We start from the raw sequence: 24873 nt of genomic DNA, 5'->3' as shown, positions 1-24873 counted from the left end.
CGTTGCAGGTCAGGGCGATTGTCAGTGGCCGGGCCTACGGTCGTTGGCATGACTCAGCAGGGGGTGCGCTGGACGTCGGAACAGGTGCTGTCTCTGGCTCCTGACGAGGCGTCGCGCAAGGCGGGAAGCAGGCTCGGCGGAGCGGGGCCGTGGTCAGAGACCGGAGGTTCCGCTTCCGGTGCCGTCTGGGGGCAGTTCAAGGGCAGCGGCAGCAGGCCGTACCGCACGGTGGTGGACCTGACCGGGCCCGCGTACTCGTGCTCGTGCCCGAGCCGGAAGTTCCCGTGCAAGCACGCGATCGGGCTGCTGCTGCTCTGGGCGGCGGACGGGGACGCCGTGCCGGAGGCGGCAGAGGCACCGGACTGGGCGGGCGAGTGGCTCGGGGCGCGCGCGGAGCGGGCGGCGAAGCGGAAGGAGGGCGACGCGGGGGACGGGCCGGCCGATCCGGAGGCGGCCAGGCGACGGGCCGCGCGGCGTGCGGAGCGGATCGGGGCGGGCGTCGCGGAGCTGGAGCAGCGGCTCGCCGACCTGCTGCGGGGCGGCCTGGCCGGCCAGGAACGGGCGGGGTACGCGCTGTGGGAGGAGACGGCGGCCCGCATGGTGGACGCGCAGGCTCCCGGGCTGGCGGCACGGGTGCGGGAGTTGGGCACGGTGCCGGCGTCCGGGCCGGGTTGGCCGGTGCGGATGCTGGAGGAGTGCGCGCTGCTGCACCTGCTGGACCGGGCCTGGATGGGGGTGTCCGCGCTGCCGGAGCCACTGGCGGCCACGGTGCGGACGCGCGTGGGGCTGCCGGGGGTCGCGACGGGCCCGGTGGTGCGGGACCGGTGGCAGGTGCTGTCCCAGTACGACTCGGTCTCGCCGGACGGGCGGCTGACGACCCGGCGCGTGTGGCTGCGGGGGGTGGCTTCGGGGCGGGCCGCGATGGTGCTGGACTTCGGCCCGGCGGGCCGGCCACCGCGGCTGTCGCTGCCCGTGGGGCTGGTGCTGGACGCGGAGGCGACGTACCACGCGGGGGCGGGGCAGCTCCGCGTGGACCTGGGCGAGCGGTCCGGCGCGCCGGTGGCGGATGCGGGGGCACCGCCGGGGGTGAGCACGGGGGCGGCGCTCGACCTGTACGGCGCGGCGCTGCGCGAGGACCCGTGGCTGGACGCCTGGCCGGTGGTGCTGGCGGGGGTCATACCCGTGCCGGGCGAGCCCGCCTGGCAACTGGCCGACAGGGACGGGGAATCGGCGCTGCCGCTGAGCCGGGACGTGCGCTCGCGGACCGGGCAGTGGCAACTGGCGGCGCTGTCGGGGGGCGGGCCGCTGACGGTGTTCGGAGAGTGCGGGCACCAGGGCTTCACACCGCTGACGGCGTGGACGCCGGGTTCGGCCGACGCCGTGGCGCTGGTGTGAGGGGCTCCCGCCCCGGCCCGGAGGAGGGGGCCGGACCGGGGCGGGGCCGGGGGCGGACTGATACGCAGGGACGACGAGGGGAGGACGCGATGGCGGCGGACGCGGTCGTGGACGGGTGGCGGGCGACGGACTGGGAGGGCCTGGTCACCGCGGCGCTGCTGGGCACCGAGCGCAGGCGCGAGGGGGCCGGCGGGGGCTCGCCCGAGGGGCTGCTGGACGCGGCGGCCCTGCAGACGGTGCGACGCAGGGCGGGGCTGCGGCCCGCGCCGGCCCGGCCGCGGCCGGAGCCCGCGGCCGAGGATCCGCGGCCGGAGCTGCCGGAGGCCGCGCGACGGCGGCTGGGGCAGCTGCTGGCGGGCCGGACGGGCGGGGGCGGTGCCGGGCGGGGAGTGCTGCCGGACCTGACGGAGCTGCTGCCGCAGTGGCTCGCGACGGCGAACGCGCGGGGCTATCAGGCCCCGGCGGCGCTGCTGCCGGCGCTGCTGGACGCGGCGCGGGCCCGTACGGACCTGCGGCCGGCGGCGCTGGAGCTGGCGGGCGCGCGGGGTCGGTGGCTGGCCCGGCTGAACTCCGACTGGCGGTTCGCGCTGCGCAGCGGGGCGGGCGGCACCGGGCTGCCGGAGCCGTCGGACGCGGCGGCGGTGGCGCAGCTGTGGGAGGAGGGGCTGTTCGCGGAGCGCGTGGCGCTGCTGGCGTCGGTACGGGCTTACGACGCGGCGGCGGCGCGGGAGCTGCTGGAGACGACGTGGGGGGCCGAGCGGGCCGAGGACCGGCTGATGTTCCTGGACTCGCTGCGGGCGGGTCTTTCGGATGCGGACGAGCCTTTCCTTGAGCGGGCGTTGGGCGACCGCAGCCGGAACGTCCGGGCCACGGCCGCGGAGCTGCTGTCCGCGCTGCCGCGGTCGGCGCTGGCCGCGCGGATGGCGGAGCGGGCGCTGGCCTGCGTGGGGCCCGAGGGGGTGTCGGCGCCGACGGAGTGCGATGCGGGGATGCGGAGGGACGGCGTGGTGGAGCGTCCTCCGGCGGGGCGCGGGGAGCGGTCCTGGTGGTTGGGGCAGCTGGTCGAGGCGGCGCCGCTGGACTGCTGGCGCGAGCGGTTCGGGGGGCTGGGCCCGGCGGAGATCGTGGCGCTGCCGATAGCCGACGGCTGGGCCGAGGACGTACACGCGGCGTGGTGCCGGGCTGCGGTGCGGCAGCGGGACGCCGACTGGTCCCGGGCGCTGCTGGGCTCCCCCGCGGCGCCGCCCGCGGCCGGTCCTGGCACCGCGTCGCTGGCGGAGCGGGCGAAGCTGCTGGAGGCGCTGCCGGGCGGGGAACGCGCCGGGTGGGTGGCCGAGTTCGTGGCGGCCCACGGGCTCTCGGAGGCGTTCCAGCTGCTGGGGGTGTGCGCGGTGCCATGGGCCCCGCCGCTGGGGCGGGCGGTGGTGGACGCGCTGGACATCGCCCGGGACGCGGGGAGTTACCCGTGGAGCTTCAGCGGGGTGATGGGCCTGGCGGAGCGCTGCCTGGACCCGGCGGAGGCGGTGCGCCTGGAGGCGCTGACGGCGGCTCCGGAGGAGCCGGACGGCACGGCCCCCGGCGCCGGCGGCTACTGGACCGAAGCCTTCCAGCGCCTCGTCTCGACCCTGCGGCTCCGCGCCACGATGCTGACCGAACTCTCTTGACCCCACCCCCGAAGCGCGCCCTACCCGCCACACACGGCAACGCGCCCGCCGGGACCGGTTCGTCGCAGCAGGGGCTCACGCCCCCGGGTCAGCACCCGCGCGGCGCGGGGGACGGGCCGGCGTGGCCTCCGCCCGGGCGGCCGCCCTCGCGTCGCCCGTGCGCTCGCGGCCCTGGGCCCGTACGCGCGCCGCGCGGCGAGTGGCTCGCCCGGCCCAAGCCACGCCGTGCCGTTCCGGCGAAGGTCGCGGCAGGCCCGGGTCCCGAGCCCGCCGCGTCCACGGCTACGGCTACGGCGGTCTCACGTCGAGGGGCCGCACCCACGATCGGGAGCCACACGGCATCGGGGTGCCGGCGGGCCGGCGCGTTCCGGCCGGCGGGGACGCCCGGGACAGCCCGGTGTTTCCCGGCCGGGGCCGCGCCACGGCCCGGCTCGGCTCGGCTCGGCTCGGCTCGGCTCGGCTCGGCTCGGCTCGGCTCGGCTCGGCTCGGCTCGGCTCGGCTCGGCGTGAACCCCGGACCGCCCGGGAGGGGTTACGCCTCGGCCGGGTGGCGGACGTTCGCGCGAACCCAGTCGACGATCGACGTCGTGGTGGCGCCCGGCGTGAAGATCTCGGCCACGCCCTTCGCCTTCAGCGGCGGAATGTCGGCCTCCGGGATGATGCCGCCGCCGAAGACCAGGATGTCCTCCGCGTCGCGCTCCTTGAGCAGGTCGATCACCTTCACGAAGAGCGTGTTGTGCGCGCCGGACAGGATCGACAGGCCGATCGCGTCCGCATCCTCCTGGATCGCGGTGTCGACGATCTGCTCGGGGGTCTGGTGGAGACCCGTGTAGATGACCTCCATGCCCGCGTCACGGAGCGCACGGGCGATCACCTTCGCGCCGCGGTCGTGGCCGTCGAGACCCGGCTTGGCCACCACCACACGGATCGGACCGGTCACACCCATCACTGCCTCCATGCCGACTGCGCTGTCGAAGTAAACGAACGTTAAGGACAGCATCCCGCACGCCACCGTTTCGCGGCACTCCCCGAGGGGGAAATCACACGGTGGGACACGATCGCAAGGGGAGCCGCGACGAGGTCGCCACGCCACCGTGCCGTCAGCCGCGCGGCGCGGTGGCGCGGCATGCCGATGCCGAACTCCGGAGATCATTTCGGGAGGTCGGCCATGGGCCTGTCACACAAGCTGCCGACGACCGCGCTCCGTGCCACCGTGCTGGAACTGGCCATCCTCGCCGCCCACCTGCTGGTGTACCCGACGGGCGTGCTCGCGGAGCGCCGACCCGCCGCACCCCGGCCCCCGCACCCGGACGAGGTCTCGTTGCGCGGCACGCCGCGCCCGCCGGTGGTCCTGCTGCACGGCTTCACGGACAACCGATCCGTCTTCCTCCTGCTGCGCCGCGTCCTCGCGGAGGGCGGCCGCCACCACGTCGAGACGCTGAACTACTCCCCGCTCACCACCGACCTCCGCGCCGCCGCCCGCCGGCTGGCCAGGCAGGTCGAGGAAGTGCTCGTCCACACCGGGCAGGACCGCGTGGACCTGGTCGGCCACAGCCTCGGCGGCCTGGTCGCGCGGTACTACGTCCAGCGGCTCGGCGGCGACGCACGGGTCCGCGCGGTGGTCACCCTGGGCACTCCGCACCACGGCACCCGGATCGCACCCCTGATGGACGCCCACCCGCTGGTGCGTCAGATGCGCCCGGACTCCGCGCTCCTCACGGAGCTTGCGGCCCCGGCCCCCGGCTGCCAGACCCGGTTCGCCTCCTTCTGGACCGATCTGGACCAGTTGATGGTGCCGGTGACGACCGCCCGCCTCGACCACCCCGACCTGATCACCGAGAACATCCAGGTCACCGGCATCGGCCACCTCGCCCTGCCGGCACACCCCGCCGTGGCGGCGCACGTCCGCCGGATCCTGTCCGGCGACGCGCCCGGGACGCTCCTGGAGCCGGGGGCTGCGTCCGGTTCGATCTCGGTCGCCTGATTCCCCCCGCACACCCGGGACCATCCGGCGCTTTTCGGCCAACACCCAGCAAAAATCGTTCGAACGTGATTCGAACCTCAGGCCAAGCCTCGACTTCGGGTCGGCCGAAAGGCGGCTGAATGCCCGGTTCCTGAATGCCCAAAACCTGCCGAAGATTGTCGATGCCTGTAACCGCCGGGTACAGTCACGCCACTGCTCTCCTCCGGGGAACCTCTCACCTCCCCGGCCACCCAGGCCCCCACCGCCGAGGCGAAAGAGAAGTTGGTGAACGACCGCCCATCGTCGGGCCACTACCCGCATGCCGGGTACGACGGCCTTTCCACCAGCACCTTCGCCGGTGACCCGCTCTTCGGGTCCCTCGACAGCGGCTACGGAACGCAGCAGGCGGCCTACCCCTCGTACGAGTACGACCCCTACGCGGCGTACGGCACGCAGCAGCCCCACGAGGCCTACGGCACCCAGGACACGGCCTACGCGACCGGCTACGACGCCGGGCAGTCGGGCCACTACGACGCCACCGCCTGGACCTCGCAGGAGAACCACCTCGGCGCCATCCCGGCGCAGCTGACCCCGGACGACGCCACCGGCCAGTGGGCCGCGAACGCCTGGCAGACCGCGCACCAGCAGCAGCCCGAACCGTTCGCGTACGACCCCTCGGGCCAGCACTCCGGCCACTGGGCGACGCCGGGCTCCGAGACCGGCGCGTACGACGCCACCGCCTGGAACGGCGGCTACGAGCCCGCGTACGACACGACGACGGCCGCCTACGACACGGCCGCGACGGCCTACGACACGTCGGCCGACCCGTACGCGCAGCAGCAGTACCCGGAGCACCAGCCCACCCCGCAGTACGACGCCACGCAGACCTACGTCGACCTCTCCGCGTACTCCGAGTACTCCGAGCCGACGCCGGCCGCACCGCCCGCCCCCGAGTCCGAGGGCCCCGCGGTCGAGGGCCCGTCCGCCGACCAGGTCGCCTTCGCGGCCGCCGCCACGATGGTCGGCGAGATCGAGCTGGACTTCGACTTCGAGGCGGAGGACGCGGCCCCCGAGGCCGCGGACACCACTCCCGAGATCCTCACCCCCGCGCCCCGCGCCGCCCGCCGCACGGCCGCCGCCCAGAACGGCGGCCGGGGCCGCCGCCGCACCCCCGCCAAGCGCTCCGCGCTGCTGACCGTCGCCGTGCCGTCGGCCTGTGTCATGGGCGTGGCCGGCGTCGCCGCCGCCTCGGTCGGCGGGCTGACGGGCCAGGCCCCCGTCGAGGAGGCCAAGACCCTCTCCGCGCCCGACCCGGCCTCGGTCAAGCCGGTCGCCGCCAACAGCAAGCTCGACACCCAGCTCGCCGCGCTCAGCGCCGACGCGGGTGACTTCGCGGACCGCGCGAGCCGCACACAGGAACGTATCGACCTGCGCGAACGCGCCGAGCAGGAGCGCAAGAAGCGCGCGGAGGAGGCGGCCCGCAAGGAGGCGCTGCGCCCCAAGTTCGCGCTCCCGGTGGCCCGGCACGGCCTGAGCGCCATGTACGGCCAGTCCGGCGTCAACTGGATGTCGCTGCACACCGGCATCGACTTCCCGGTCTCGTACGGCACCCCGGTCATGGCCGCCACCGACGGCACCGTGCGCACCCAGTGGAACAGCGCCTACGGCAACATGGCCATAGTCACCGCCCCCGACGGCACCGAGACCTGGTACTGCCACCTGAGCAGCACGCGCTTCCGGTCCGGCACCGTCAAGGCCGGTGACGTCATCGCGTACTCGGGCAACTCCGGCAACTCCACCGGCCCGCACCTCCACTTCGAGGTGCGTCCGGGCGGCGGCGCGTCGATCAACCCGCTGACGTGGCTGCGCAGCCACGGTCTCGACCCGACGTAGGACGGACCGCCGACCCCACGGACCGCCGACCGCAGGGTTCGCCGACCGCATGGTTCACGACCTCAATGGGGGAGGGCCCGGGCTTCCCAGCCCGGGCCCTCCCCCGTTTCCGCGTCCTGCGCGTCAGAGCTTCTGCACCGGCGCGTACCGCAGCAGCAGCCGCTTGGGCTTGGCGTCCCCGAAGTCGATGGTGGCCTGCGCGTCCGCGCCCGCCCCCTTGACCTCCATGACCGTGCCCAGCCCGAACTGGTCGTGGGTGACCCGGTCCCCCACCGACAGCGAGATCACCGGCTTGTCGGCGGCCCGGCGCGTGGCGAAGCCGGAGGGCCCGGCCTTGGTCCGCGAGCTGGACAGGAAGGCCTCCGGCGAGGTCCCGAAAGAGCCTCGGCCGCCGCGCGAGCCCAGCCCCGACACGGGACCGGCCGGCTTCTGCGCGCCGGTGCGCTTCCACTCCAGGTACTTCTCCGGGATCTCCTCCAGGAAGCGCGAGGGCGGGTTGTACGAGGGCGTGCCCCACGCACTGCGCATCGACGAGCGCGTGAGGTACAGCCGCTCGCGAGCGCGGGTGATGCCGACGTACGCCAGCCGCCGCTCCTCCTCCAGCTCCTTGACCTGGCCGAGGGCCCGCATGTGCGGGAACACGCCGTCCTCCATGCCGGTCAGGAAGACCACGGGGAACTCCAGGCCCTTGGCGGTGTGCAGCGTCATCAGCGTGATGACGCCGCTGCCCTCCTCGTCCTCGTCGGGGATCTGGTCGGAGTCGGCGACCAGGGCAACCTGCTCCAGGAACTCGGCCAGGGTCCCGGTCGTCGTCCCACCGGCCGCGGCGCCGTCCGCTTCCGCCGCCTCCGCGGCCGCCCCGCGCTCCTGCTCGAACTCCAGCGCCACGGCCGCGAGTTCCTGGAGGTTCTCGATCCGGGTCTCGTCCTGCGGGTCGGTGGAGGCCTGCAGCTCGGCGAGGTAGCCCGTACGCTCCAGGACCGCCTCCAGCACCGTGGCCGGGCCCGCGCCGGACTCGACGATGGTGCGCAGCTCCTCCATCAGCACGTTGAAGCGCTTGACGGCGTTGGCCGAGCGCGCGGCCATGCCGTACGCCTCGTCCACGCGCCGCAGGGCCTGCGGGAAGGTGATCCGCTCACGGTGGGCGAGGGCGTCGATCATCGCCTCGGCGCGCTCGCCGATGCCGCGCTTGGGGACGTTCAGGATCCGGCGGAGCGGGACGTTGTCCTCGGGGTTGGCGAGGACCCGCAGGTAGGCCAGGATGTCCCGGACCTCCTTGCGCTCGTAGAACCGCACGCCGCCGACGACCTTGTACGGCAGGCCGACCCGGATGAAGATCTCCTCGAACACACGGGACTGGGCGTTGGTGCGGTAGAAGACCGCCACGTCGCCGGCCTTCGCGTGGCCCGCGTCCGTGAGGCGGTCGATCTCGTCCGCGACGAACTGCGCCTCGTCGTGCTCGGTGTCCGCGACGTAGCCCGTGATGCCCGCGCCGGTGCCTGCGTCGGTCCACAGGTTCTTCGGGCGGCGGTTCTCGTTCCGCTCGATGACCGCGTTGGCCGCGGAGAGGATCGTCTGTGTGGAGCGGTAGTTCTGCTCCAGCAGGATCGTCGTGGCCTCGGGGTAGTCCTCCTCGAACTGAAGGATGTTGCGGATGGTCGCGCCGCGGAAGGCGTAGATGGACTGGTCCGCGTCACCCACCACGCACAGCTCGGCCGGGGGCAGGTCGTCGTAGCCCGCGCCGACCAGTTCGCGTACGAGCGTGTACTGGGCGTGGTTGGTGTCCTGGTACTCGTCGACCAGGACGTGCCGGAAGCGGCGTCGGTAGTGCTCGGCCACGTCCGGGAAGGCCTGGAGGAGGTGGACCGTGGTCATGATGATGTCGTCGAAGTCCAGGGCGTTGGCCTCGCGCAGCCGGGCCTGGTACATCGCGTAGGCCTGGGCAAGGGTCTTCTCGAACCCTCCCCCAGACTCCGTCTGGGAGGTGCCCCCGGCCACCTGGTCGGCGAAGGCTTCCTCGTCGATCAGCTCGTTCTTGAGGTTCGAGATCTTGGCGTTGAAGGACTTCGGCGGGAACTTCTTCGGGTCCAGGTCCAGGTCGCGGCAGACCAAGGCCATCAGGCGCTTGGAGTCGGCCGCGTCGTAGATCGAGAAGGACGAGGTGAAGCCGAGCCGCTTGGACTCGCGGCGCAGGATGCGGACGCAGGCGCTGTGGAAGGTGGACACCCACATCGCGTTGGCCCGCGGGCCGACCAGGCCCTCGACGCGCTCCTTCATCTCACCGGCGGCCTTGTTGGTGAAGGTGATCGCGAGGATCTGGCCGGGGTGGACGTTGCGCGCGGCCAGCAGGTGGCCGATCCGGTGGGTGAGCACGCGCGTCTTGCCGGAGCCGGCGCCGGCGACGATGAGCAGGGGCGATCCCGCGTGCACGACGGCGGCGCGCTGCTGTTCGTTCAGCCCGTCGAGCAGCGCGGCCGGGTCGATGACCGGCTTGGGTGCGCCGTCGCGGTAGTACGCGTCGCCGGTCATGGGCACGTCGAACTTCCCGCCGAACAGGTCGTCCGCGGGCTCCTCCGGGCCGTATTCCTCGGGGGGCGGCGGGGGCTCCTCGCCGGAGGGGCTCAGGTCCGCCAGGAAGCTGTCGTCAAAGAGGCTGCTCATCGCCTTCCGAGTCTAGGGGCCCGCACCGACAGCGTGGCCCGTGTTCCGGGAGGGGAGACGCGTCACACACGGACGGCGACGGTGCGGGGCGGTTGCGTGACCCTCCGCGCGGACCCTTCCCAGCCGTCCCGCCCGGCGCTAGCGTGCTCCGCCAAGTCGCCCCGGAAGGACGTGCCGGCCGTGTCCCACCGCAAGCCGCACACCCCGATACGCACCACCGCCCCCGCCCTCGGCGCCTCTGCCGCCCTGGCTTCGCTGGGCCTGCTGTCCCAGACCGCCGCGGCGGCGCCCGCGGTGCCGGGGCCGCGCCCGTCGGTGGAGGAGGTGCGGCAGCAGGTGGACGGGCTGTACCGGCAGGCGGGCGCGGCGACGCAGCGCTACGACGCCGCGAAGGAGCGTACGGACGCCCAGCGGGCCGCGGCGGACGCCGTGATGGAGCGGGTGGCCCGGAACGCGCAGCGGCTCAACGAGGCCCGGCGCCGGCTCGGCAGCCTCGCGGCCGCCCGGTACCGCAGCGGCGGCCTGGGCGGTACGGCCACGCTGCTGCTGGCCGACGACCCGCAGGCGTACTTCGCGCAGCAGCACGTACTGGCCCGGCTCGGCGGCGAGGAGCGTGACGCCCTCGCGGGTCTCGCCACCCGGCAGGCGGCGGCCTCGCGGGAGCGTGCCGAGGCGGCGGAACGGCTCGCGGAGCTGAGCGCTTCCCAGACCGAGCTGCGGCGGCGCAAGGCGGAGGTGCAGGCGAAACTGTCCGCGGCGCGCGGGCTGCTGGCCCGGCTGACGGCCGAGGAGCGGGCCCGGCTCGCGGAGCTGGAGCGGGCGGAGGAGGCCCGGCGGCGGGCGGACACGCGGCGCGAGGCGGCGCGGCGCGAGGCGGCGGCGCAGCGGGAGCGGCGGGACCCGGGCACCCCGGCACCCACGCCCTCGACGCGCGGGGCGCGAGCGGTCGCCTTCGCACGGGCGCAGCTGGGCAAGCCGTACGTGTGGGGGGCGACCGGCCCGACCTCGTACGACTGCTCCGGGCTGACCCAGGCCGCCTGGCGGGCGTCCGGCGTGGACCTGCCGCGCACCACCTGGGAGCAGGCCGAGGCGGGACCCCGGATCGCGACGGCGGACCTGGTCCCGGGCGACCTGGTCTTCTTCTACGACGACATCTCGCACGTGGGGCTGTACATCGGGGGCGGCCGAATGATCCACGCGCCGCGCCCCGGCGCGTACGTCCGCGAGGACTCGATCCACTACCAGCCGATGTACGGCAGGGTCCGGCCCTTCTGAGGGCGGCGGCCCTCCTCATCGCCGACGGCGAGGGGCATCTCCCGCCACGTGCGGACGCCGGTCCGGCACCGTCGCGCCCGGCACCGTCGCGCCCGGCGGGGGCGTGCTCAGGTCCAGAGGACGGCGATGAAGACGTTGGCCAGGGTCAGGCCGCCGACGGCGCCGAACATGCCCTTCGGCACGCTCTCCTCGTCCCGCTTGACGTAGACCAGCGCGAGGATGACGAACAGGATCGCCAGCTTCACACCGATCTTGATGTTGTTGAGGCTGTGGTCCTGCATCTCGTTGAAGCCGACCAGGGCCACGCCCGTCACCAGCATCGTCAGCGCGCCGTGCAGCATCGCGGGGACGAACCTGGCCGTGCCGGCGCCCATCGCCTTCATCTGGGTGAGGAACCCGCCCAGCAGCGAGGCGATGCCGACGATGTGGAGCCCGACGAAGACATTGGTGAGTACGTCCATGCGGCGAGCCTACGGTCCGGGCGATTCCGGGCCCGCGCAGGGGTCGGTTCCGTCAGTTCCGGTCATCCACCCCTAGGACTGGATCACTTCCGGTCAACTCGTCATCCGGCCGTTACCTGGAGGTTTAGCGTCCTCCCCCAAGAAGCCGTGCCCCTCGGGGCGCCGCGCCTACGGAAGGACGTGAATGCCCTCGTGGCCAGCCATCGAAAGCCCAGGCAGCGCCCGCTGACCGGCGGCACCGTACGGACCGCCGCCACCCTCGCCCTCGCGGGCGCTGCGACCGCCACCCTGTTCGACGGCTCCTCACAGGCGGAGCCCGGCCTCACTCCGGCCCAGGTCAAGGCCAAGGTGGACCGCCTGTACGAGGAGGCCGAAGCGGCCACCGAGCAGTACAACGGGGCGAGGGAGAAGACCGGCAGGGCCCAGCGTTCGCTCGACGCGCTGCGCGACGAGGCCGCCCGGAAGACGGCGAAGCTCAACACGGCGCGGAACGCCCTCGGTTCGCTCGCCGCCTCGCAGTACCGCAGCGGAAGCCTCGGCCCGGCCATGCAGCTGGCCCTCGCGGACGACCCCGAGGAGTACCTGGCCAGGGCCGCGCTGATCGAGCGCGCGGGCGACCGGAACGCCGCCGAGATCGCCGCCGTGCGCCGTCAGGTGCACGAGGTGCGCGCCCTCCAGGACAAGGCCGCCGCCACGCTGGCCGACCTCCGCACCCAGCAGACCCGGCTCGCCCGCCACAAGGCCACCGTCGAGGGCAAACTGGCCGAGGCCAAGCGACTGCTGAACCGGCTCACCGCCGAGCAGCGCGCCCGGATCGAGGCCGAGGACGGCCACGGCGGCGGCTCGGCCGATCCGGCGGCCCGTGCGGCCCGTTCGGCCGGCCGGACCGTGGCGCCGCCCCCGGCCAAGGCGGTCGCGGCGCCCAGCTCGCGCGCCGCCCAGGCGGTGGCCTTCGCGTACGGGGCGATCGGCAAGCCGTACGTGTGGGGGGCGACCGGCCCGAACGCGTACGACTGCTCCGGGCTGACCCAGGCCGCCTGGCGGTCGGCCGGGGTGACGCTGCCCAGGACGACGTACACGCAGATCAATACGGGGAGCCGGATCTCGCGCAGCCAACTCGCCCCTGGTGACCTGGTGTTCTTCTACTCCGGGGTGAGCCATGTGGGGTTGTACATCGGCGGCGGCAAGATGATCCACGCCCCGCGCCCGGGCAGCACCGTGCGGGTGGCGTCGATCGACGACATGCCCTGGGCGGGGGCGGCCCGGCCCGTCTGACGGGCCGGGCCGGGCGCCCCTCCCCGCGGGGCGCTACTTCGCCTCGACGGTCTCGCTGACGGTCCGCTTGGCCAGCTCGTCGAGCAGGGCGCCGAGTTCGTCGGCGAGGCCGTCGGGGGCGGTGAAGGCGCCCCCGACGACGTGCTCGTGGATGGCGGGCACGGCGATCCGGCGGCCGGCCGGCTTGAGGCCGAGGTTGCCGAGGACCGGAAGGATCATCTCGACGGCCGGGGTGCCGCCGGTGGGGCCGGCGGTGTAGCTGACGAGGCCGACCGGCTTGCCCTGCCACTCCGCGTAGAGGTGGTCGAGGGCGTTCTTCAGGGGCGCGGTGAAGCCGCCGTTGTACATCGGCATGACGAAGACGAAGGCGTCGGCCGCGCCGGCTACGGCGCTCCAGTCGCGGGTGCGCTCGTGGTGGTAGATGCCCGTGGAGGCGTACTCGGGCTCGTCGAGGAGCGGCAGGGCCAGCTCGCCGAGATCCGTGAACTCCACCTGGAAGCCGGCGTGGGCGCGGGCGGTGTCGGCGATCCAGCGGGCGAACGGGCGGCCGTTGGAGGTGGTGCGGGTGCTGGCGGACAGAACGAGCAGGCGCGGCATGGGAGCCCTCCGGGTGCAGAAGATTGTTGACGTGTCACCAACTGATCGAGCCCATGGAATCCCGAACTTGATGACATGTCAACTAGATAGGTGACACGTCACCTACTGGGCTAGAGTGAAAGCATGACCGAATCCGCCTCCCCCGAGCCCCGCTGGCTGACCAGCCGGGAGCAGGACGCGTGGTACGCGTGGCGGCGGATGTTTCCCCTGGTCAACGCGGAGATCTCGCGCGATCTCGGCACGGACAGCAACCTCTCCGAGCCGGATTACGACGTACTGTCCGTGCTCAGCGGGACCGACGGCACCCGGATGCGGATCACGGCGCTGGCCGAACTCATGCAGTGGTCGCGGAGCCGGCTGTCCCACCACCTCACCCGGATGGAGCAGCGCGGGCTGGTCCGCCGTGAGGAGGTCGCGGGGGACGGGCGGGGCGCCGAGGTGGTGCTGACCGATGCCGGCCTGGCCACCATCCGGGAGGCGGCGCCGCTGCACGTCGCCTCGGTCCGGCGCCACCTGATCGACCTGCTCACCCCCGAGGAACTGGACGCGCTGGCCGGCATCGGCGAGAACATCGCGCGGCGCCTGGGGGTGCGGAGGAAGTCCTGAGGCCCGGGCCGGGCCTCCCGGTCAGACCAGCCGGCGGGCGGTGGCCCAGCGGGTCAACTCGTGCCGGTTGGAGAGCTGGAGCTTGCGCAGCACCGCGGAGACGTGCGACTCGACCGTCTTGACCGAGATGAACAGCTGCTTGGCGATCTCCTTGTACGCGTACCCGCGCGCGATCAGCCTGAGCACCTCGCGCTCCCGTTGCGTCAGCCGGTCGAGGTCCTCGTCCACCGGCGGCGCGTCCGTCGAGGCGAAGGCGTCCAGCACGAAGCCCGCCAGGCGGGGCGAGAACACAGCGTCCCCGTCCTGCACCCGGAAGATCGAGTCGACCAGGTCGGTGCCCGTGATCGTCTTGGTGACGTACCCGCGGGCGCCGCCCCTGATCACGCCGATGACGTCCTCGGCCGCGTCCGAGACCGAGAGCGCCAGGAAGCGCACGGGCCGCTCGGCCGCCGCCATCAGGGGGGCGCACCGCCGCAGCACCTCGACGCCGCCGCCGCCCGGCAGGTGGACGTCGAGCAGGACCACCTCGGGGCGGGTGGCCGTGATGACCGTGACCGCCTGGTCCACGTCGGCCGCCTCGCCGACGACCTCGACGCCGGTCCGCCCGGTCTCACCGATCTCCGCCTGGACGCCCGCGCGGAACATCCGATGGTCGTCGACGAGCACCACCCGGACCCTGCGGTCCGTCCCGCCCGTCGCCGTGCCGTCCTCGCTCATGCCCTCTACCCCGCTCATTGCGGCGCCCTCTCCATCTCCAGCTCGACTTCCGTGCCGCCGTCCGGCACGGACCGCAGCCGCGCGGTCCCGCCGTTCCGCTGCATCCGGCCGATGATCGATTCTCGTACGCCCATCCGGTCGTCCGGTACCGCGTCGAGGTCGAAACCGGGTCCCCGGTCGCGGACCGACACGAAGACCGTGTCCCCTTCGACCTCTGCGTACACCTGTACCGGGCCGCCCTGGCCACCGTACTTCGCGGCGTTCACCATCGCCTCGCGCGCGGCCTGGACCTGGGCGCCCAGGCGTTCGTCGAGCGGGCAGTCGCCGACCACCACGACCTCGATCGGGACGCCGTGGTGGTCCTCGACCTCCGCGGCCGTCTTCTTGACCGCCTCCGCCAGCGTCTCCGGCGCCTCGGCCTCGTCCTTGCCCGTGCCCTCCGGCTTGTACAACCAGTTGCGCAGCTCGCGCTCCTGGGCGCGGGCCAGCCGCCGCACCTCGCCCGCGTCCTCCGCGTTCCGCTGGATGAGCGTGAGCGTGTGCAGCACCGAGTCGTGGACGTGGGCGGCCACCTCTGCTCGCTCCTGGGCGCGGATGCGCATCAGGCGCTCCTCGGAGAGGTCCTGGGTCATCCGGATCAGCCAGGGACCGGCCAGCAGCGCGATGCCGACGAGGACGGCGAGGGCCGCGGTCAGGACGTTCCCCAGCTGGGCCGCCGAGCCGCGGACCACGATGAACACGGTGACGCCGACCCCGACGAGGGCCACCCCGGCCAGCGCCCGGGCCAGGGGCAGCAGCCTGCTGTGGCGGCGCGACACGTCGCTCCAGTGGGCCCGCCTCGCGTTGTCCGCCTGCCGCCAGACCAGGACGACGCCCGCGGCGACGAGCAGGGCGGGCCAGACGTACCGGCCCGACTGGCCGCCGAACTGCACCTTGGAGATGAAGATCGCGGCGCCGACGGCCAGGGCTATCAGCGCGGCGACCTGGCCGCGCTCGGGCCGGCGGAGCCTGCGCCGCCCGTCGGGCAGCCGCTCGAACGGGGAGCGGTCCTTCCCCGCGGAGCCGCCCACGCCCAGCGGTACGAACACCCAGAACGCGGCGTACAGCAGCACACCGAGCCCGTCCCCGAAGAGGAACAGGGCCAGGAACGCCAGGCGCACCCACAGGACGGGCAGCCCGAGGTGCCCGGCGAGCCCCCGCGCGACGCCGCCCAGCATCCGCCCGTCGGCGCTGCGGTACAGCTTGCGCAGTGGCTGCTCTTCGGGCTCGGGCACGGGGTGCGCGACGCGCGGCGCTGCTGCTGGCATGGCACCGATGGTCACACGTGTGCGCGGCCCGGGGCATCAGGGCATCCCCCCAGTTCTCCCCGGGGGATATCAGGGTTGCGCCAGGGTCAGGCCTGATGTCCCGTGGTTCGCGCGCCCGTCACCATGGAGCCATGACCGAGCCTTCCGACTCCCCGACCCCGGCTTCCGCCGGTGCCCCGCCGCCGGGCCGCGAACCGGGCCGCGCGCCGGCGGGCCGCGCGCCGGCAGACCGCGCCCCTCTGCGCCGGTCGCGCGGCAATCGCGTGCTGGCGGGCGTCTGCGGCGGCCTGGGCCGTCACTACGACATGGACCCCGTCGTCTTCCGGGTCGTGCTGGGCGTGCTGGCGGTCACCGGCGGCGTGGGCCTCATCTTCTACGGCTTCGCCTGGCTGCTGCTGCCCGCCGAGGGCGAGGAGGAGAACGAGGCGCGCCGGCTGCTGACCGGCCGGGTCGAGGGCTCCACGCTGGCCGCGCTGCTGGCGGCCCTGGTGGGCTGCGCGGTGTTCCTGTCGATGCTGGACAACGGCGGGCTGGGCGTCTTCTCGGCGCTGGTCGTCCTGGCGATGGTCGGCGCCGCCTACTGGTCGCAGAAGCGCCCCGCCGACTCCGGGGACACCAGCCTGGAGGCGTCGGTCGCCGCGCACGTGCGCGCCGAGGCCCCGCCGGAGACCCAGGCTCCGCCCGTCCCGGGCGGCGTCATGTCCTGGTGGCGGGACCCGCTGGTGAAGGACGGCACGACCGGGCCCGTGGGCGTCGGCTACCTCTGGGGGCCGCCGGACGCCGCCGGCGTGGACCGCAGCGCGGAGGAGCCGACGCCGTCCTGGGGCGGGACCGCGGCCGCTCCGCCGCGCGAGGCGGAGCCCCGGCCGGGCGGTATCGGCGGCCGGATCTTCCTGCTCGCACTCCTCGCGGGCGGCCTGGGCACCGGCCTGACCTGGGACACCAGCCCGCTGGGCACCGCCCTGCAGGCAGGCCTGGCCTGTGCGCTGGCGGTCTTCGGGCTCGGCATCGCGGTCAGTTCGGTCAAGGGCCGCACCGGGTTCGGCAGCATGTTCCTGGCGCTCGTCACGGCCGGCCTGCTGATGGGGTCCATGGCGCTGCCGCGCGAGATCGGCACGGAGTGGATGCGGACGTACTGGCGCCCGGCCACGGCGGCGCAGGTGCAGCCGCGGTACGAGGCGGACACCGGCGTGGCGACACTGGACCTGAGCCGGATCGAGGTGCCGAAGGGCCAGACCCGGGCCGTGTCGGTGGAGATCGGCGCGGGGAAGCTCAAGGTCGTCCTGCCGCCCGGGGTGACCGCCAGGACCGAGATCGACCTGGGCCTCGGGGACATCCGGCTCCCCGGCGAGAAGGCCGACGACATCCAGGTCCACCCCGACCAGCGGAAGTCGGTGACGCTGGAGCCCGCTGCCGGGAGCCGGCCGGGCGGGACCATCGAGCTGGACCTGAAGGCAGGAGTGGGACAGGTGGAGGTGGCCCGTGCGGCGTCATGAGTTCCAGCCGGGACGGCTGATAGCCGGGATCGTGCTGCTGGTGGCCGGCGTGCTGTTCGCCGTGGACGCCCGGGGCGGCCTGGAGATCCCCTGGTGGGTGCTGGTGCCGATGATCGGCGCGGGTCTGTCCCTGGCCGCGCTGGCCGGCTGGGCCGCGTACATCGTGCGCCGCGGGCAGCGCCGGGCGGAGGCGGGCGAGGGCGTGCCCTCCGGACCGGGCCGGGGCTACTGAGGCCCGGGGCCGGGAGCGGCCTCGTCGGCCGGGGGCAGGGGCCGGTCACCCGTGCGTGCGGCGCGCAGGGCGTCGAGCGAGAAGGTGGGCGCCCCGGCGAGCACCAGCGGCAGCCAGGACATCAGGTAGATCAGGTCGTTGCCGTAGTAGTACGGGTCGGACTGCCAGCTCACGGTGAGCCAGAGGCTGAGTGAGATCAGCGCTCCGCCGGCGGCGGCCACCCGGGCGAACAGCCCGGCGAGGGTGCCCAGGCCCACCAGGATCTCGCCGATCGCGAGGACCACGGCGAAGCCCACCGGCGACAGCAGTGCCAGGTCGACCAGGGCCGGGATCGCGGAGCTGTCCCGCACGGAGTCCATCAGCTCGCCGATCGAGCCCGAGCCGGAGGCCTTCAGGAAGGCCGGGTCCGTCAGCTTGTCCAGCCCGGCGTACACGAACGTCACGCCGAGGAAGACGCGCAGCGGCAGGAGAGCGTGGCGCGCGGCCCGCGCTCGGAGTGCGGCGAGGTCGGAGAGCTTGAGTCCGGTCACGCCACCATGTCTACCCGCTCTATTCGGCCACGTCGATGGTGCAGCGGTTGGATTCCACCCCGGCCGCGGTGACCACCTGCACGTCCACCCGCCCGGGCTCCACGTCGGCGGGCACCGGAACGGTCAGCACCTGGTCCGAGGGGTTGGCGAAGCCGCCCGCCACCGGTACCAGCGGGACGTGCACGTGCACCGCGCCGATCCGTACCACCAGCCGGGCCAGCATCTCCGGCGTCTGCGCCCCGGCGGGCACGAACCCGACGCCCCGGATCTCGATGTCGTCGCCGGTGCGGATCGCGGCGTCCAGGTCCCCGGGCTCCCGCGTGCGCACCACGGACAGCACCATGGGCCGCGAGCCCTCGGCGTACTTGGCGGCCAGGTACACCCCGGCCGACAGGGCCGTCAGCACCGCCAGCGACCAGGGCAGGTGCGGCAGCCGGTCGGGGTAGCGGGCCAGGGACACGGCCACGAAGCCCAGCGTCACGGTGGCCACCAGCACGTACTGCGCGTCGGGCAGGCTCCCCCGCCCGGCGTCGTCGGTGAGCAGGTCCGCCCCGCGCGGCCGGTCGGCCGGCAGCTTCTGCAACCGCTGCGACAGGATCCGTACGGAGACCACGCGCCGCACCAGCACGGCGACGGCCGAGGTCAGCGCCAGCACCGCGAGCAGCGGCAGCGCCCGCGGCAGCTCCAGCCCGGCGTACAGCGCGTCCCGCTCGGGCCCGGGCGGGCTGGCGGCCAGCCGCAGCGCGGGCAGCAGCGCGGCGAACGCCGTCACCAGCACCCAGGCGCAGGGCACCGCCTTGGACGTGGACAGCCGGTTGTCCTCGCCGACCAGCGGCGCGAGCAGCCCGCCCCGCAGGGTCTGGGCCCGCGCGGCCACGGTGAGCAGCCCCGCCAGCACCAGCGCCGACAGCAGCCCTGCGGTCCGGGCGGTGGACCAGCCGGTCCCGAGGGCGGTGCCGACCTGGACCAGCAGCAGCACCCCGGCCGCGATCCACACGGCCAGCACCGCGCGCCGCGACAGCAGGTAGAGCCAGGAGTGCCCGGCCTCCCGGCCCCGCTCGGCCACGGTGCGCGCGGCCTGGGTCAGCTCGTCGGAGACCCACTGGCGGGAGGCTCCGGCGGACCGGGCGACGGCGGCGGGCAGCCCCTGGCCGGCGGCGAACTCGTCGCGCTGTTCCAGGAAGGCGGCGACGGCCCTGCGGTGGCCCTCACGGGCGCCGTGCGGACAGTCGTCGCAGGTGCAGCCGCCGCCGTGCGTACTTCGGTGGTGGATCTCTTGGACAGCCACGAACGTGCCGCCTCTCTAACTACCGTGCAGTGCCTGCGAATTGTGCACCACGCCGGGAGTGCTCCGGATTGCGAGCGATGTCAGAGCGGGTGAGCTTGCGTACGTGATGTTGACGCGTGCCGCTGCCACAGGGGCTGGTAGCTGATCCACGCGACCAGGTCGGAGCCCAGCTGCTCCCGCGTGAGCACCGCGTTCTTGTGGTCGATGAGCACCGGCCGCCCGGCGGCCCTGGCGGCCAGCTGGATCCCGCAGCACCGGTCCATGGAAACGAACCACCAGGCGGCCGCGTCGACCGAGTCGCCCACCGTCAGCAGCCCGTGGTTGCGCAGCACCAGCGCCTTGTGCGGCCCGAGCGCCTCGGCGATCAGCCGGCCCTCCGCCTCGCCCGCCGACACCCCGGTGTAGCGGTGCAGCAGGGCGTGGTCCTCGTAGAAGGCGCAGGCCTCCTGGGTGATCGGGTCGAGCGGTGCGCCGAGCGCGGCGAAGGCCCGCCCGTGGTCGGAGTGGGCGTGGGCCACGGCCACCACCTCGGGCCGGGCGCGGTGGACGGCGGCGTGCAGTTCGAACGCGGCCTCGTTGACCCGCGCTTCCCCCCGGAGCACCCGCCCGGCGCCGTCGACCAGCAGCAGGTCGTCGGGCCCGATCAGGGAGAAGGCCGTGCCGAAGGGGTTGACCCAGCAGCAGTCGGTGAATTCGGGGTCCCGGGCGGTGATGTGCCCGGACACCCCGTCCTCGAAGCCGAGCGCGCCGAACAGCCGGAGCGCCCCGGCCAGCCGCTCCTTGCGGTACGCGCGCTCCTCCTCGGCGGTCGCGTGCCGGGGCGGCAGGGCGAACCGCAGCCGGTCGACGGGCACGGGCGGGGGCAGCTCTGGCATCGGCGCTCCTTCGAGACGGCTCGGCTCGCGGCGCAACGTACCGGCGGCCTCCGAAGGTGGCCAGAGATACGACGGAGGCCGCCGCCCGCTGCGGAAGCGGACGGCGGCCTCGCCGTGTCAGGCCCGCCCGGGAGGGGGACCGGGTGGGACTACTCCCACTCGATGGTGCCCGGCGGCTTGCTGGTGCAGTCGAGGACCACGCGGTTGACGTCCTTGACCTCGTTGGTGATGCGGGTCGAGATGCGGGCGAGCACCTCGTACGGCATCCGGGTCCAGTCGGCGGTCATGGCGTCCTCGGACGAGACCGGGCGCAGCACGATCGGGTGGCCGTACGTACGGCCGTCACCCTGCACGCCGACGCTGCGGACGTCGGCGAGGAGGACCACCGGGCACTGCCAGATCTCGCGGTCGAGACCGGCGGCGGTCAGCTCGGCGCGGGCGATCGCGTCGGCCTCGCGCAGCAGGTCCAGGCGCTCCCTGGTGACCTCGCCGACGATGCGGATGCCGAGGCCGGGGCCCGGGAAGGGCTGGCGCTGGACGATCTCCTCGGGCAGGCCGAGCTCCTGGCCGACCATCCGGACCTCGTCCTTGAACAGCTTGCGCAGCGGCTCGATCAGCTTGAACTCGAGGTCCTCGGGGAGGCCGCCGACGTTGTGGTGCGACTTGATGTTCGCGGTGCCGGTGCCGCCGCCGGACTCGACCACGTCCGGGTACAGGGTGCCCTGGACCAGGAACTCGACGGGCTGGTCGCCCGGCGCCTCGGCGATGATCTCGGCCTGGGCCTGCTCGAAGACGCGGATGAACTCGCGGCCGATGATCTTCCGCTTCTCCTCGGGGTCGGAGACCCCGGCGAGGGCGGCGAGGAAGCGCTCCTGCGCGTCGACGACCTTCAGCTGGACGCCGGTGGCGGCCACGAAGTCCTTCTCGACCTGCTCGGTCTCGCCCTTGCGCATCAGACCGTGGTCGACGTACACGCAGGTGAGCTGCGAGCCGATGGCCTTCTGGACCAGGGCAGCGGCCACCGCGGAGTCGACGCCGCCGGAGAGGCCGCAGATGGCGCGCTTGTCGCCGACCTGCTCGCGGATGGCCGCGATCTGCTCCTCGATGACGTTGCCGGTGGTCCAGTCGGGCTTCAGGCCCGCGCCGCGGTAGAGGAAGTGCTCCAGGATCTGCTGGCCGTGCGTGGAGTGCATGACCTCGGGGTGGTACTGCACGCCGTACAGCTTCCGGGCGTCGTTCTCGAAGGCCGCGACCGGCACCACGTTGGTGGAGGCGGTGACGGTGAAGCCCTCCGGCGCGGCGGAGCAGGCGTCGCCGTGCGACATCCACACCGACTGGTGCTCCGGGGTGCCCTCGAAGAGGGTGGAGCCGGTCTTGCTGACGGACAGCGGCGTACGGCCGTACTCGCGGGCGCCGGTGTTGTCGACGGTGCCGCCGAGGGTGGTGGCCATCAGCTGGAAGCCGTAGCACATGCCGAACACCGGAACACCGGAGTCGAACAGGTCACGGGCGGCGTCGAGGGTGGGGGCACCCTCCTCGTACACGGAGGACGGACCGCCGGAGAGGATGACCGCCTTCGGGTTCTTGGCCAGCATCTCGGCGACGGGCATCGTGCTCGGCACGATCTCGCTGTAGACCCGGGCCTCACGGACGCGGCGGGCGATGAGCTGGGCGTACTGCGCGCCGAAGTCGACAACGAGGACGACGTCCGGGGCGGCGGAGGGTGCTTCTGGCACGGCGGGCCTTCCGGCGGGAAAGAGGGTGTTGTTTTGTCGATTCTAACGGGGGCCGTGCGGGCGTCTTCGTCTCACCATCCGAAGCGGGCGGGGGTCGGCTCTCGTCTCAGCATCCGAACCCGCTTGGCTCCGGGCGCCGCGTACGGCAATAATCCGTGCCATGCGCAAGCAGCTGAGCTTCCTCTTTACCTATGGCACCGGCCGGTCCGGTCGCCATGGGTCCTCGTGATGCTCCGCTTGAGCCACTGAACCCCCAGAGCGCCCCCGGCCGACAGGCCCGGGGCGCTCTGTCGTTCGCGGACTGTCGGCCGCCACACCCCGACAGGAGACACCCCATGACGATCACCGCCACCGCCACGCAGACCCGCGCCGAGGCCACCGGTGCCCGGACCGCCGACGCCGCCGAGCTGATCACCGGCGCGCGGGACCGCATCGACGCGCTCGACGACCGGATCATCGGCCTGATCCAGGAGCGGATGGCCGTCTCGGCCGTCATCCAGGAGGCCCGGATCACCTCGGGCGGCCGCCGCGTGAACCTCTCGCGCGAGATGGAGGTGCTGTCGCACTACAGCGAGGCCCTGGGCAAGCCCGGCACCGCACTGGCGATGACGCTGCTGGAGCTGTGCCGCGGCCGGGTGTGACGGGCGTACGAGGCCGGGGCACCGGCGCGGGCTGCCCCGCGAGCGGGCCCATGCGGGCGCGCATGCGGGCCCACGCGGCCACGCGTTTGTCACCCGTCCGGACCGTGACCGCCCCCGGGGCCCTTCGTTGGTGTGGGTAGTCCGCGCCAGCCAGCCGCGGGCCGCACACACCACGCGTGGCTCCGCTGGAGCGATGAGGCGTACGGCCCGTGGAGCGTACGTCGTGGGACCTCGCCCCAGCGCGTGACCGGTCGGCAGGGGACAGCAGCCCGGTCACCCCAAAAGGACGGCCGGTTCCGGGGACGCCCGGAGCCGGCCGGTCCGATTCCCCCTCCGTTCCGCTCCCCGGCCCACGCGGACACCCTCCGTGACCATGGCGCCCCCAGTGGCTGGCCGCAAACGGTCACCCCGGCGGAAATGGTTGCGGGGCGCCGGTCCGTCGAGCACCATGCAGTCACCTGCCACGCGGCGCACCCCCCGGCGCCGCGGATCGGTTCCGGCGCTGCCCTGACGCCGGGCCGACGCACGAAGGGCCCCGCGGACACGATCCGCGGGGCCCTTCGTGCGCAACGGCGTACGGGCCTGCGCCCCACCGGGACGCGTCAGTGACGCTGCCCCTGGCGGCGGCGGGCCGCGAAGAAGATCGCCGCACCGCCGGCGACGGTGGCCGCCGCACCGGCCGCGAGCAGACCCGCGTTGCTGCCGGTGTTACCGAGCTGGCCGCCCGGCGTGGCCGACGCGGAGGGCGTCGCGGAACCGGACGGGGACGCGCTCGCCGAGGGGCTCGCGGAGGCCGTGGCGGAGGCGGTCGGCGTCGGGGACGTGCTCGGGTCCGTCGTCGGGTCGGTCTCGGAGGGGTTCAGCAGGAAGACGGCCGCGTTGTTGGCGTGGTTCGGGTCGAACGGGAGCTTGCCGAGCGCCTCGGGGCCCCGCCACGAGCCGGCGGTCACGGAGCCCGCGGCGTCGGGGACCACCGCGTCGACCCTCAGCTCGAAGGGGAAGGAGACGCTCTCGTTCTCGTCCACGATGTGGCCGGTGCCGCAGCGGTAGAGCGGGGCGCCGAGCGGCTGCTCGCGCCGGCTGTAGTCGGCGTTGAGGGCCGAGCACCCCTCGGGCTTCTTCGTCACCCGGGCGCCCGTGGGGATCTTGACGTCGACGGTCGCGGCCGGCTCGCCGGAGCGGAGGTTCGCGATCCACGCCGGGCCGTGGTTGCGGAAGCCGAAGGAGGCGCGGACCGTCTGGCCCGCCGCGGCCTTGAGGGAGACCGGGGTGGCGGTGAAGTCGGCCGTGTTGGCGGTGCGGAAGTCGAACTCCTGCTGGTTGTCCCACGGGTTCAGGTCGCCGGAGAACTTCGAGGCGGCCGGCTTCAGGCCCAGCCTCGCGCCCGTGCCGGGCGCCTTCAGCGGGGCGGCCCCGTGGGGGGTCTCGTGGATGCGGTAGATGAAGGAGTCGTACCAGGCCCGGTTGGTGGCCCGCAGGTTCAGCGGCTGGTCGAGCTGGTAGACGTAGTGCGGCTCGAAGGAGCCCTCGAAGGTGCAGACGGTGGTCCCCCAGCCGTGCGCCTGGGGGCCGTCCGGGCGGAACTCGCAGTTGTCGTACTTCTCGACGAACTCCAGGCCTCGGGTGGTCATCAGCTCCAGGACCACGCCGTTGGCCGGGCGGGTGCCCTGGTTGACGAACGCGACCGGGGTGGCCTGCTTGTCGCCGACCTTCATCGCGCTCTTCAGCTTCAGCCGCTGCATCACCAGGTCCGGGCCGCCGACGGTGACCTCGGTGGAGAAGGAGGTGAAGGTGATGCCGGCGGCCTGGCCGGTCGCCTTGATGGCGCCGTGGTCGCCGAGCTTGCTGCCCTTGGCGGCGGTGAGCTTCAGCGCCACCACGCTCTGCAGGCCGGCGTACAGGCGGTCGTCACGGCAGACGAGCCGGTCACCGGTGCGCTCGCAGTCCCGGCCGCCCTCCTCCTTCACGCTGACGTCGGCGACGCCCTTCAGCGCGCTCAGGTCGAACGTGACGGTGTACGCGCCCTCGTAGTCCGTCTCCGTCGGGTTGGTGACCCGGATGTCGGCGGTGGACGGCTTGGGCGCGCCGGTTCCGGAGTACGGGGAGAGGCCGACCTCGGTGGTGCCGCTCAGGGTGTAGTCGGGGCCGGCGGCCTGTGCGGGGGTGGTCAGCCCAAGGGCCACGAGGCCCGCCGCAGCCAGCAGGGAGATTCGTCTCATGCCCGCTTCGACCCGCGAATCCCGAACAGAGTTGCGTACCGG

At 73.7% G+C, this 24873-nt stretch carries 21 protein-coding genes; 10 read left to right on the top strand and 11 right to left on the bottom strand.

Annotated features, from left to right (window positions below):
- Positions 1-48: 48 nt before the first annotated feature.
- Entirely contained in the window at positions 49-1395 is a 1347-nt protein-coding gene (locus ACIF6F_RS15035; RefSeq protein ID WP_399946241.1) for an SWIM zinc finger domain-containing protein, read from the top strand.
- Between the two features lie 89 nt (positions 1396-1484).
- Positions 1485-3059 (top strand): DUF5691 domain-containing protein, encoded by a 1575-nt coding sequence (locus tag ACIF6F_RS15030; protein WP_399946239.1) that lies wholly within the window; start codon positions 1485-1487, stop codon positions 3057-3059.
- A gap of 532 nt (positions 3060-3591) precedes the next feature.
- Here the strand turns inward: ACIF6F_RS15030 and ACIF6F_RS15025 are convergent.
- Positions 3592-4005 (bottom strand): cobalamin B12-binding domain-containing protein, encoded by a 414-nt coding sequence (locus tag ACIF6F_RS15025; RefSeq protein ID WP_399946236.1) that lies wholly within the window; start codon positions 4003-4005, stop codon positions 3592-3594.
- A gap of 222 nt (positions 4006-4227) precedes the next feature.
- Here ACIF6F_RS15025 and ACIF6F_RS15020 point away from each other — a divergent pair, with 222 nt between their 5' ends.
- Both ACIF6F_RS15020 and ACIF6F_RS15015 read left to right on the top strand, forming a co-directional pair.
- The gene (locus ACIF6F_RS15020; RefSeq protein ID WP_399946234.1) at positions 4228-5043 is read left to right on the top strand and encodes an esterase/lipase family protein; all 816 of its coding nucleotides are present in this window, start codon (positions 4228-4230) and stop codon (positions 5041-5043) included.
- 264 nt (positions 5044-5307) lie between these two features.
- Positions 5308-6915, top strand: a complete 1608-nt coding sequence (locus tag ACIF6F_RS15015) for a M23 family metallopeptidase (protein ID WP_399946231.1) — start codon at positions 5308-5310, stop codon at positions 6913-6915.
- 123 nt (positions 6916-7038) lie between these two features.
- Here ACIF6F_RS15015 and pcrA read toward each other — a convergent pair whose 3' ends face one another.
- Entirely contained in the window at positions 7039-9576 is a 2538-nt protein-coding gene (gene pcrA / locus ACIF6F_RS15010; RefSeq protein ID WP_399946228.1) for a DNA helicase PcrA, read from the bottom strand.
- Between the two features lie 171 nt (positions 9577-9747).
- Between pcrA and ACIF6F_RS15005 the strand changes: the two genes are divergently transcribed.
- Positions 9748-10851: an NlpC/P60 family protein gene (locus tag ACIF6F_RS15005; protein WP_399946226.1), complete on the top strand. Its 1104-nt coding sequence runs from the start codon at positions 9748-9750 to the stop codon at positions 10849-10851.
- 107 nt (positions 10852-10958) lie between these two features.
- Here the strand turns inward: ACIF6F_RS15005 and ACIF6F_RS15000 are convergent, their stop codons facing one another.
- Positions 10959-11312: a hypothetical protein gene (locus tag ACIF6F_RS15000; RefSeq protein WP_399946223.1), complete on the bottom strand. Its 354-nt coding sequence runs from the start codon at positions 11310-11312 to the stop codon at positions 10959-10961.
- Positions 11313-11504: 192 nt separating this feature from the next.
- Here ACIF6F_RS15000 and ACIF6F_RS14995 point away from each other — a divergent pair, with 192 nt between their 5' ends.
- Positions 11505-12587 carry an NlpC/P60 family protein gene (locus ACIF6F_RS14995; RefSeq protein ID WP_399946220.1) on the top strand — a complete coding sequence of 361 codons (1083 nt, stop codon included), beginning with the start codon at positions 11505-11507 and terminating at the stop codon, positions 12585-12587.
- Positions 12588-12620: 33 nt separating this feature from the next.
- Here ACIF6F_RS14995 and ACIF6F_RS14990 read toward each other — a convergent pair whose 3' ends face one another.
- Positions 12621-13184, bottom strand: a complete 564-nt coding sequence (locus ACIF6F_RS14990; protein WP_399946217.1) for an NADPH-dependent FMN reductase — start codon at positions 13182-13184, stop codon at positions 12621-12623.
- Positions 13185-13307: 123 nt separating this feature from the next.
- Between ACIF6F_RS14990 and ACIF6F_RS14985 the strand changes: the two genes are divergently transcribed.
- On the top strand, positions 13308-13790 hold the full coding sequence (locus ACIF6F_RS14985; protein ID WP_399946214.1) for a MarR family winged helix-turn-helix transcriptional regulator: 483 nt from the start codon (positions 13308-13310) through the stop codon (positions 13788-13790).
- Between the two features lie 21 nt (positions 13791-13811).
- Here the strand turns inward: ACIF6F_RS14985 and ACIF6F_RS14980 are convergent, their stop codons facing one another.
- The gene (locus tag ACIF6F_RS14980; RefSeq protein WP_399946531.1) at positions 13812-14507 is read right to left on the bottom strand and encodes a LuxR C-terminal-related transcriptional regulator; all 696 of its coding nucleotides are present in this window, start codon (positions 14505-14507) and stop codon (positions 13812-13814) included.
- A 14-nt stretch (positions 14508-14521) separates the two neighbouring features.
- The gene (locus ACIF6F_RS14975; RefSeq protein ID WP_399946211.1) at positions 14522-15814 is read right to left on the bottom strand and encodes a PspC domain-containing protein; all 1293 of its coding nucleotides are present in this window, start codon (positions 15812-15814) and stop codon (positions 14522-14524) included.
- A 131-nt stretch (positions 15815-15945) separates the two neighbouring features.
- Here ACIF6F_RS14975 and ACIF6F_RS14970 point away from each other — a divergent pair, with 131 nt between their 5' ends.
- Positions 15946-17310, top strand: a complete 1365-nt coding sequence (locus ACIF6F_RS14970; RefSeq protein ID WP_399946209.1) for a PspC domain-containing protein — start codon at positions 15946-15948, stop codon at positions 17308-17310.
- A complete protein-coding gene (locus tag ACIF6F_RS14965; RefSeq protein ID WP_399946206.1) occupies positions 17297-17542 on the top strand; it encodes a hypothetical protein in 246 nt (81 codons plus the stop codon). The genes ACIF6F_RS14970 and ACIF6F_RS14965 overlap by 14 nt, the downstream gene beginning before the upstream one ends.
- Here the strand turns inward: ACIF6F_RS14965 and ACIF6F_RS14960 are convergent.
- From ACIF6F_RS14960 to guaA, 4 genes are all read right to left on the bottom strand, one after another.
- Positions 17536-18072 carry a TQO small subunit DoxD gene (locus ACIF6F_RS14960; RefSeq protein WP_399946203.1) on the bottom strand — a complete coding sequence of 179 codons (537 nt, stop codon included), beginning with the start codon at positions 18070-18072 and terminating at the stop codon, positions 17536-17538. The genes ACIF6F_RS14965 and ACIF6F_RS14960 overlap by 7 nt on opposite strands.
- 19 nt (positions 18073-18091) lie before the next feature.
- Entirely contained in the window at positions 18092-19360 is a 1269-nt protein-coding gene (locus ACIF6F_RS14955; protein WP_399946200.1) for a hypothetical protein, read from the bottom strand.
- 80 nt (positions 19361-19440) lie between these two features.
- The gene (locus ACIF6F_RS14950; protein ID WP_399946197.1) at positions 19441-20235 is read right to left on the bottom strand and encodes a class II aldolase/adducin family protein; all 795 of its coding nucleotides are present in this window, start codon (positions 20233-20235) and stop codon (positions 19441-19443) included.
- A 149-nt stretch (positions 20236-20384) separates the two neighbouring features.
- Positions 20385-21971 carry a glutamine-hydrolyzing GMP synthase gene (guaA, locus tag ACIF6F_RS14945; protein WP_399946196.1) on the bottom strand — a complete coding sequence of 529 codons (1587 nt, stop codon included), beginning with the start codon at positions 21969-21971 and terminating at the stop codon, positions 20385-20387.
- Between the two features lie 335 nt (positions 21972-22306).
- On the opposite strand from guaA, the gene ACIF6F_RS14940 reads away from it, so the two are divergent.
- Positions 22307-22612, top strand: a complete 306-nt coding sequence (locus tag ACIF6F_RS14940; RefSeq protein WP_399946193.1) for a chorismate mutase — start codon at positions 22307-22309, stop codon at positions 22610-22612.
- Between the two features lie 602 nt (positions 22613-23214).
- Here the strand turns inward: ACIF6F_RS14940 and ACIF6F_RS14935 are convergent.
- Positions 23215-24831 (bottom strand): peptidase, encoded by a 1617-nt coding sequence (locus ACIF6F_RS14935; RefSeq protein WP_399946190.1) that lies wholly within the window; start codon positions 24829-24831, stop codon positions 23215-23217.
- Positions 24832-24873 lie beyond the last annotated feature (42 nt).

Source organism: Streptomyces sp. NPDC086023, from assembly GCF_044540325.1.
GTDB lineage: Bacteria > Actinomycetota > Actinomycetes > Streptomycetales > Streptomycetaceae > Streptomyces.
Note: the sequence above shows the minus strand (reverse complement) of the source record. Positions and strands in the feature narration are given on the sequence as shown.

Excerpts from the sequence above, each read along its gene's own strand:
- ACIF6F_RS14950 (WP_399946197.1), bottom strand. The coding sequence starts at position 20,235 with ATGCCAGAGCTGCCCCCGCCCGTGCCCGTCGACCGGCTGCGGTTCGCC.
- ACIF6F_RS15035 (WP_399946241.1), top strand. The coding sequence starts at position 49 with ATGACTCAGCAGGGGGTGCGCTGGACGTCGGAACAGGTGCTGTCTCTG.
- ACIF6F_RS14990 (WP_399946217.1), bottom strand. The coding sequence starts at position 13,184 with ATGCCGCGCCTGCTCGTTCTGTCCGCCAGCACCCGCACCACCTCCAAC.
- ACIF6F_RS14970 (WP_399946209.1), top strand. The coding sequence starts at position 15,946 with ATGACCGAGCCTTCCGACTCCCCGACCCCGGCTTCCGCCGGTGCCCCG.
- ACIF6F_RS15025 (WP_399946236.1), bottom strand. The coding sequence starts at position 4,005 with ATGGGTGTGACCGGTCCGATCCGTGTGGTGGTGGCCAAGCCGGGTCTC.
- ACIF6F_RS14985 (WP_399946214.1), top strand. The coding sequence starts at position 13,308 with ATGACCGAATCCGCCTCCCCCGAGCCCCGCTGGCTGACCAGCCGGGAG.
- ACIF6F_RS14975 (WP_399946211.1), bottom strand. The coding sequence starts at position 15,814 with ATGCCAGCAGCAGCGCCGCGCGTCGCGCACCCCGTGCCCGAGCCCGAA.
- pcrA (WP_399946228.1), bottom strand. The coding sequence starts at position 9,576 with ATGAGCAGCCTCTTTGACGACAGCTTCCTGGCGGACCTGAGCCCCTCC.
- ACIF6F_RS14935 (WP_399946190.1), bottom strand. The coding sequence starts at position 24,831 with ATGAGACGAATCTCCCTGCTGGCTGCGGCGGGCCTCGTGGCCCTTGGG.
- ACIF6F_RS14980 (WP_399946531.1), bottom strand. The coding sequence starts at position 14,507 with ATGAGCGAGGACGGCACGGCGACGGGCGGGACGGACCGCAGGGTCCGG.
- ACIF6F_RS14940 (WP_399946193.1), top strand. The coding sequence starts at position 22,307 with ATGACGATCACCGCCACCGCCACGCAGACCCGCGCCGAGGCCACCGGT.
- ACIF6F_RS15000 (WP_399946223.1), bottom strand. The coding sequence starts at position 11,312 with ATGGACGTACTCACCAATGTCTTCGTCGGGCTCCACATCGTCGGCATC.
- ACIF6F_RS15020 (WP_399946234.1), top strand. The coding sequence starts at position 4,228 with ATGGGCCTGTCACACAAGCTGCCGACGACCGCGCTCCGTGCCACCGTG.
- ACIF6F_RS15030 (WP_399946239.1), top strand. The coding sequence starts at position 1,485 with ATGGCGGCGGACGCGGTCGTGGACGGGTGGCGGGCGACGGACTGGGAG.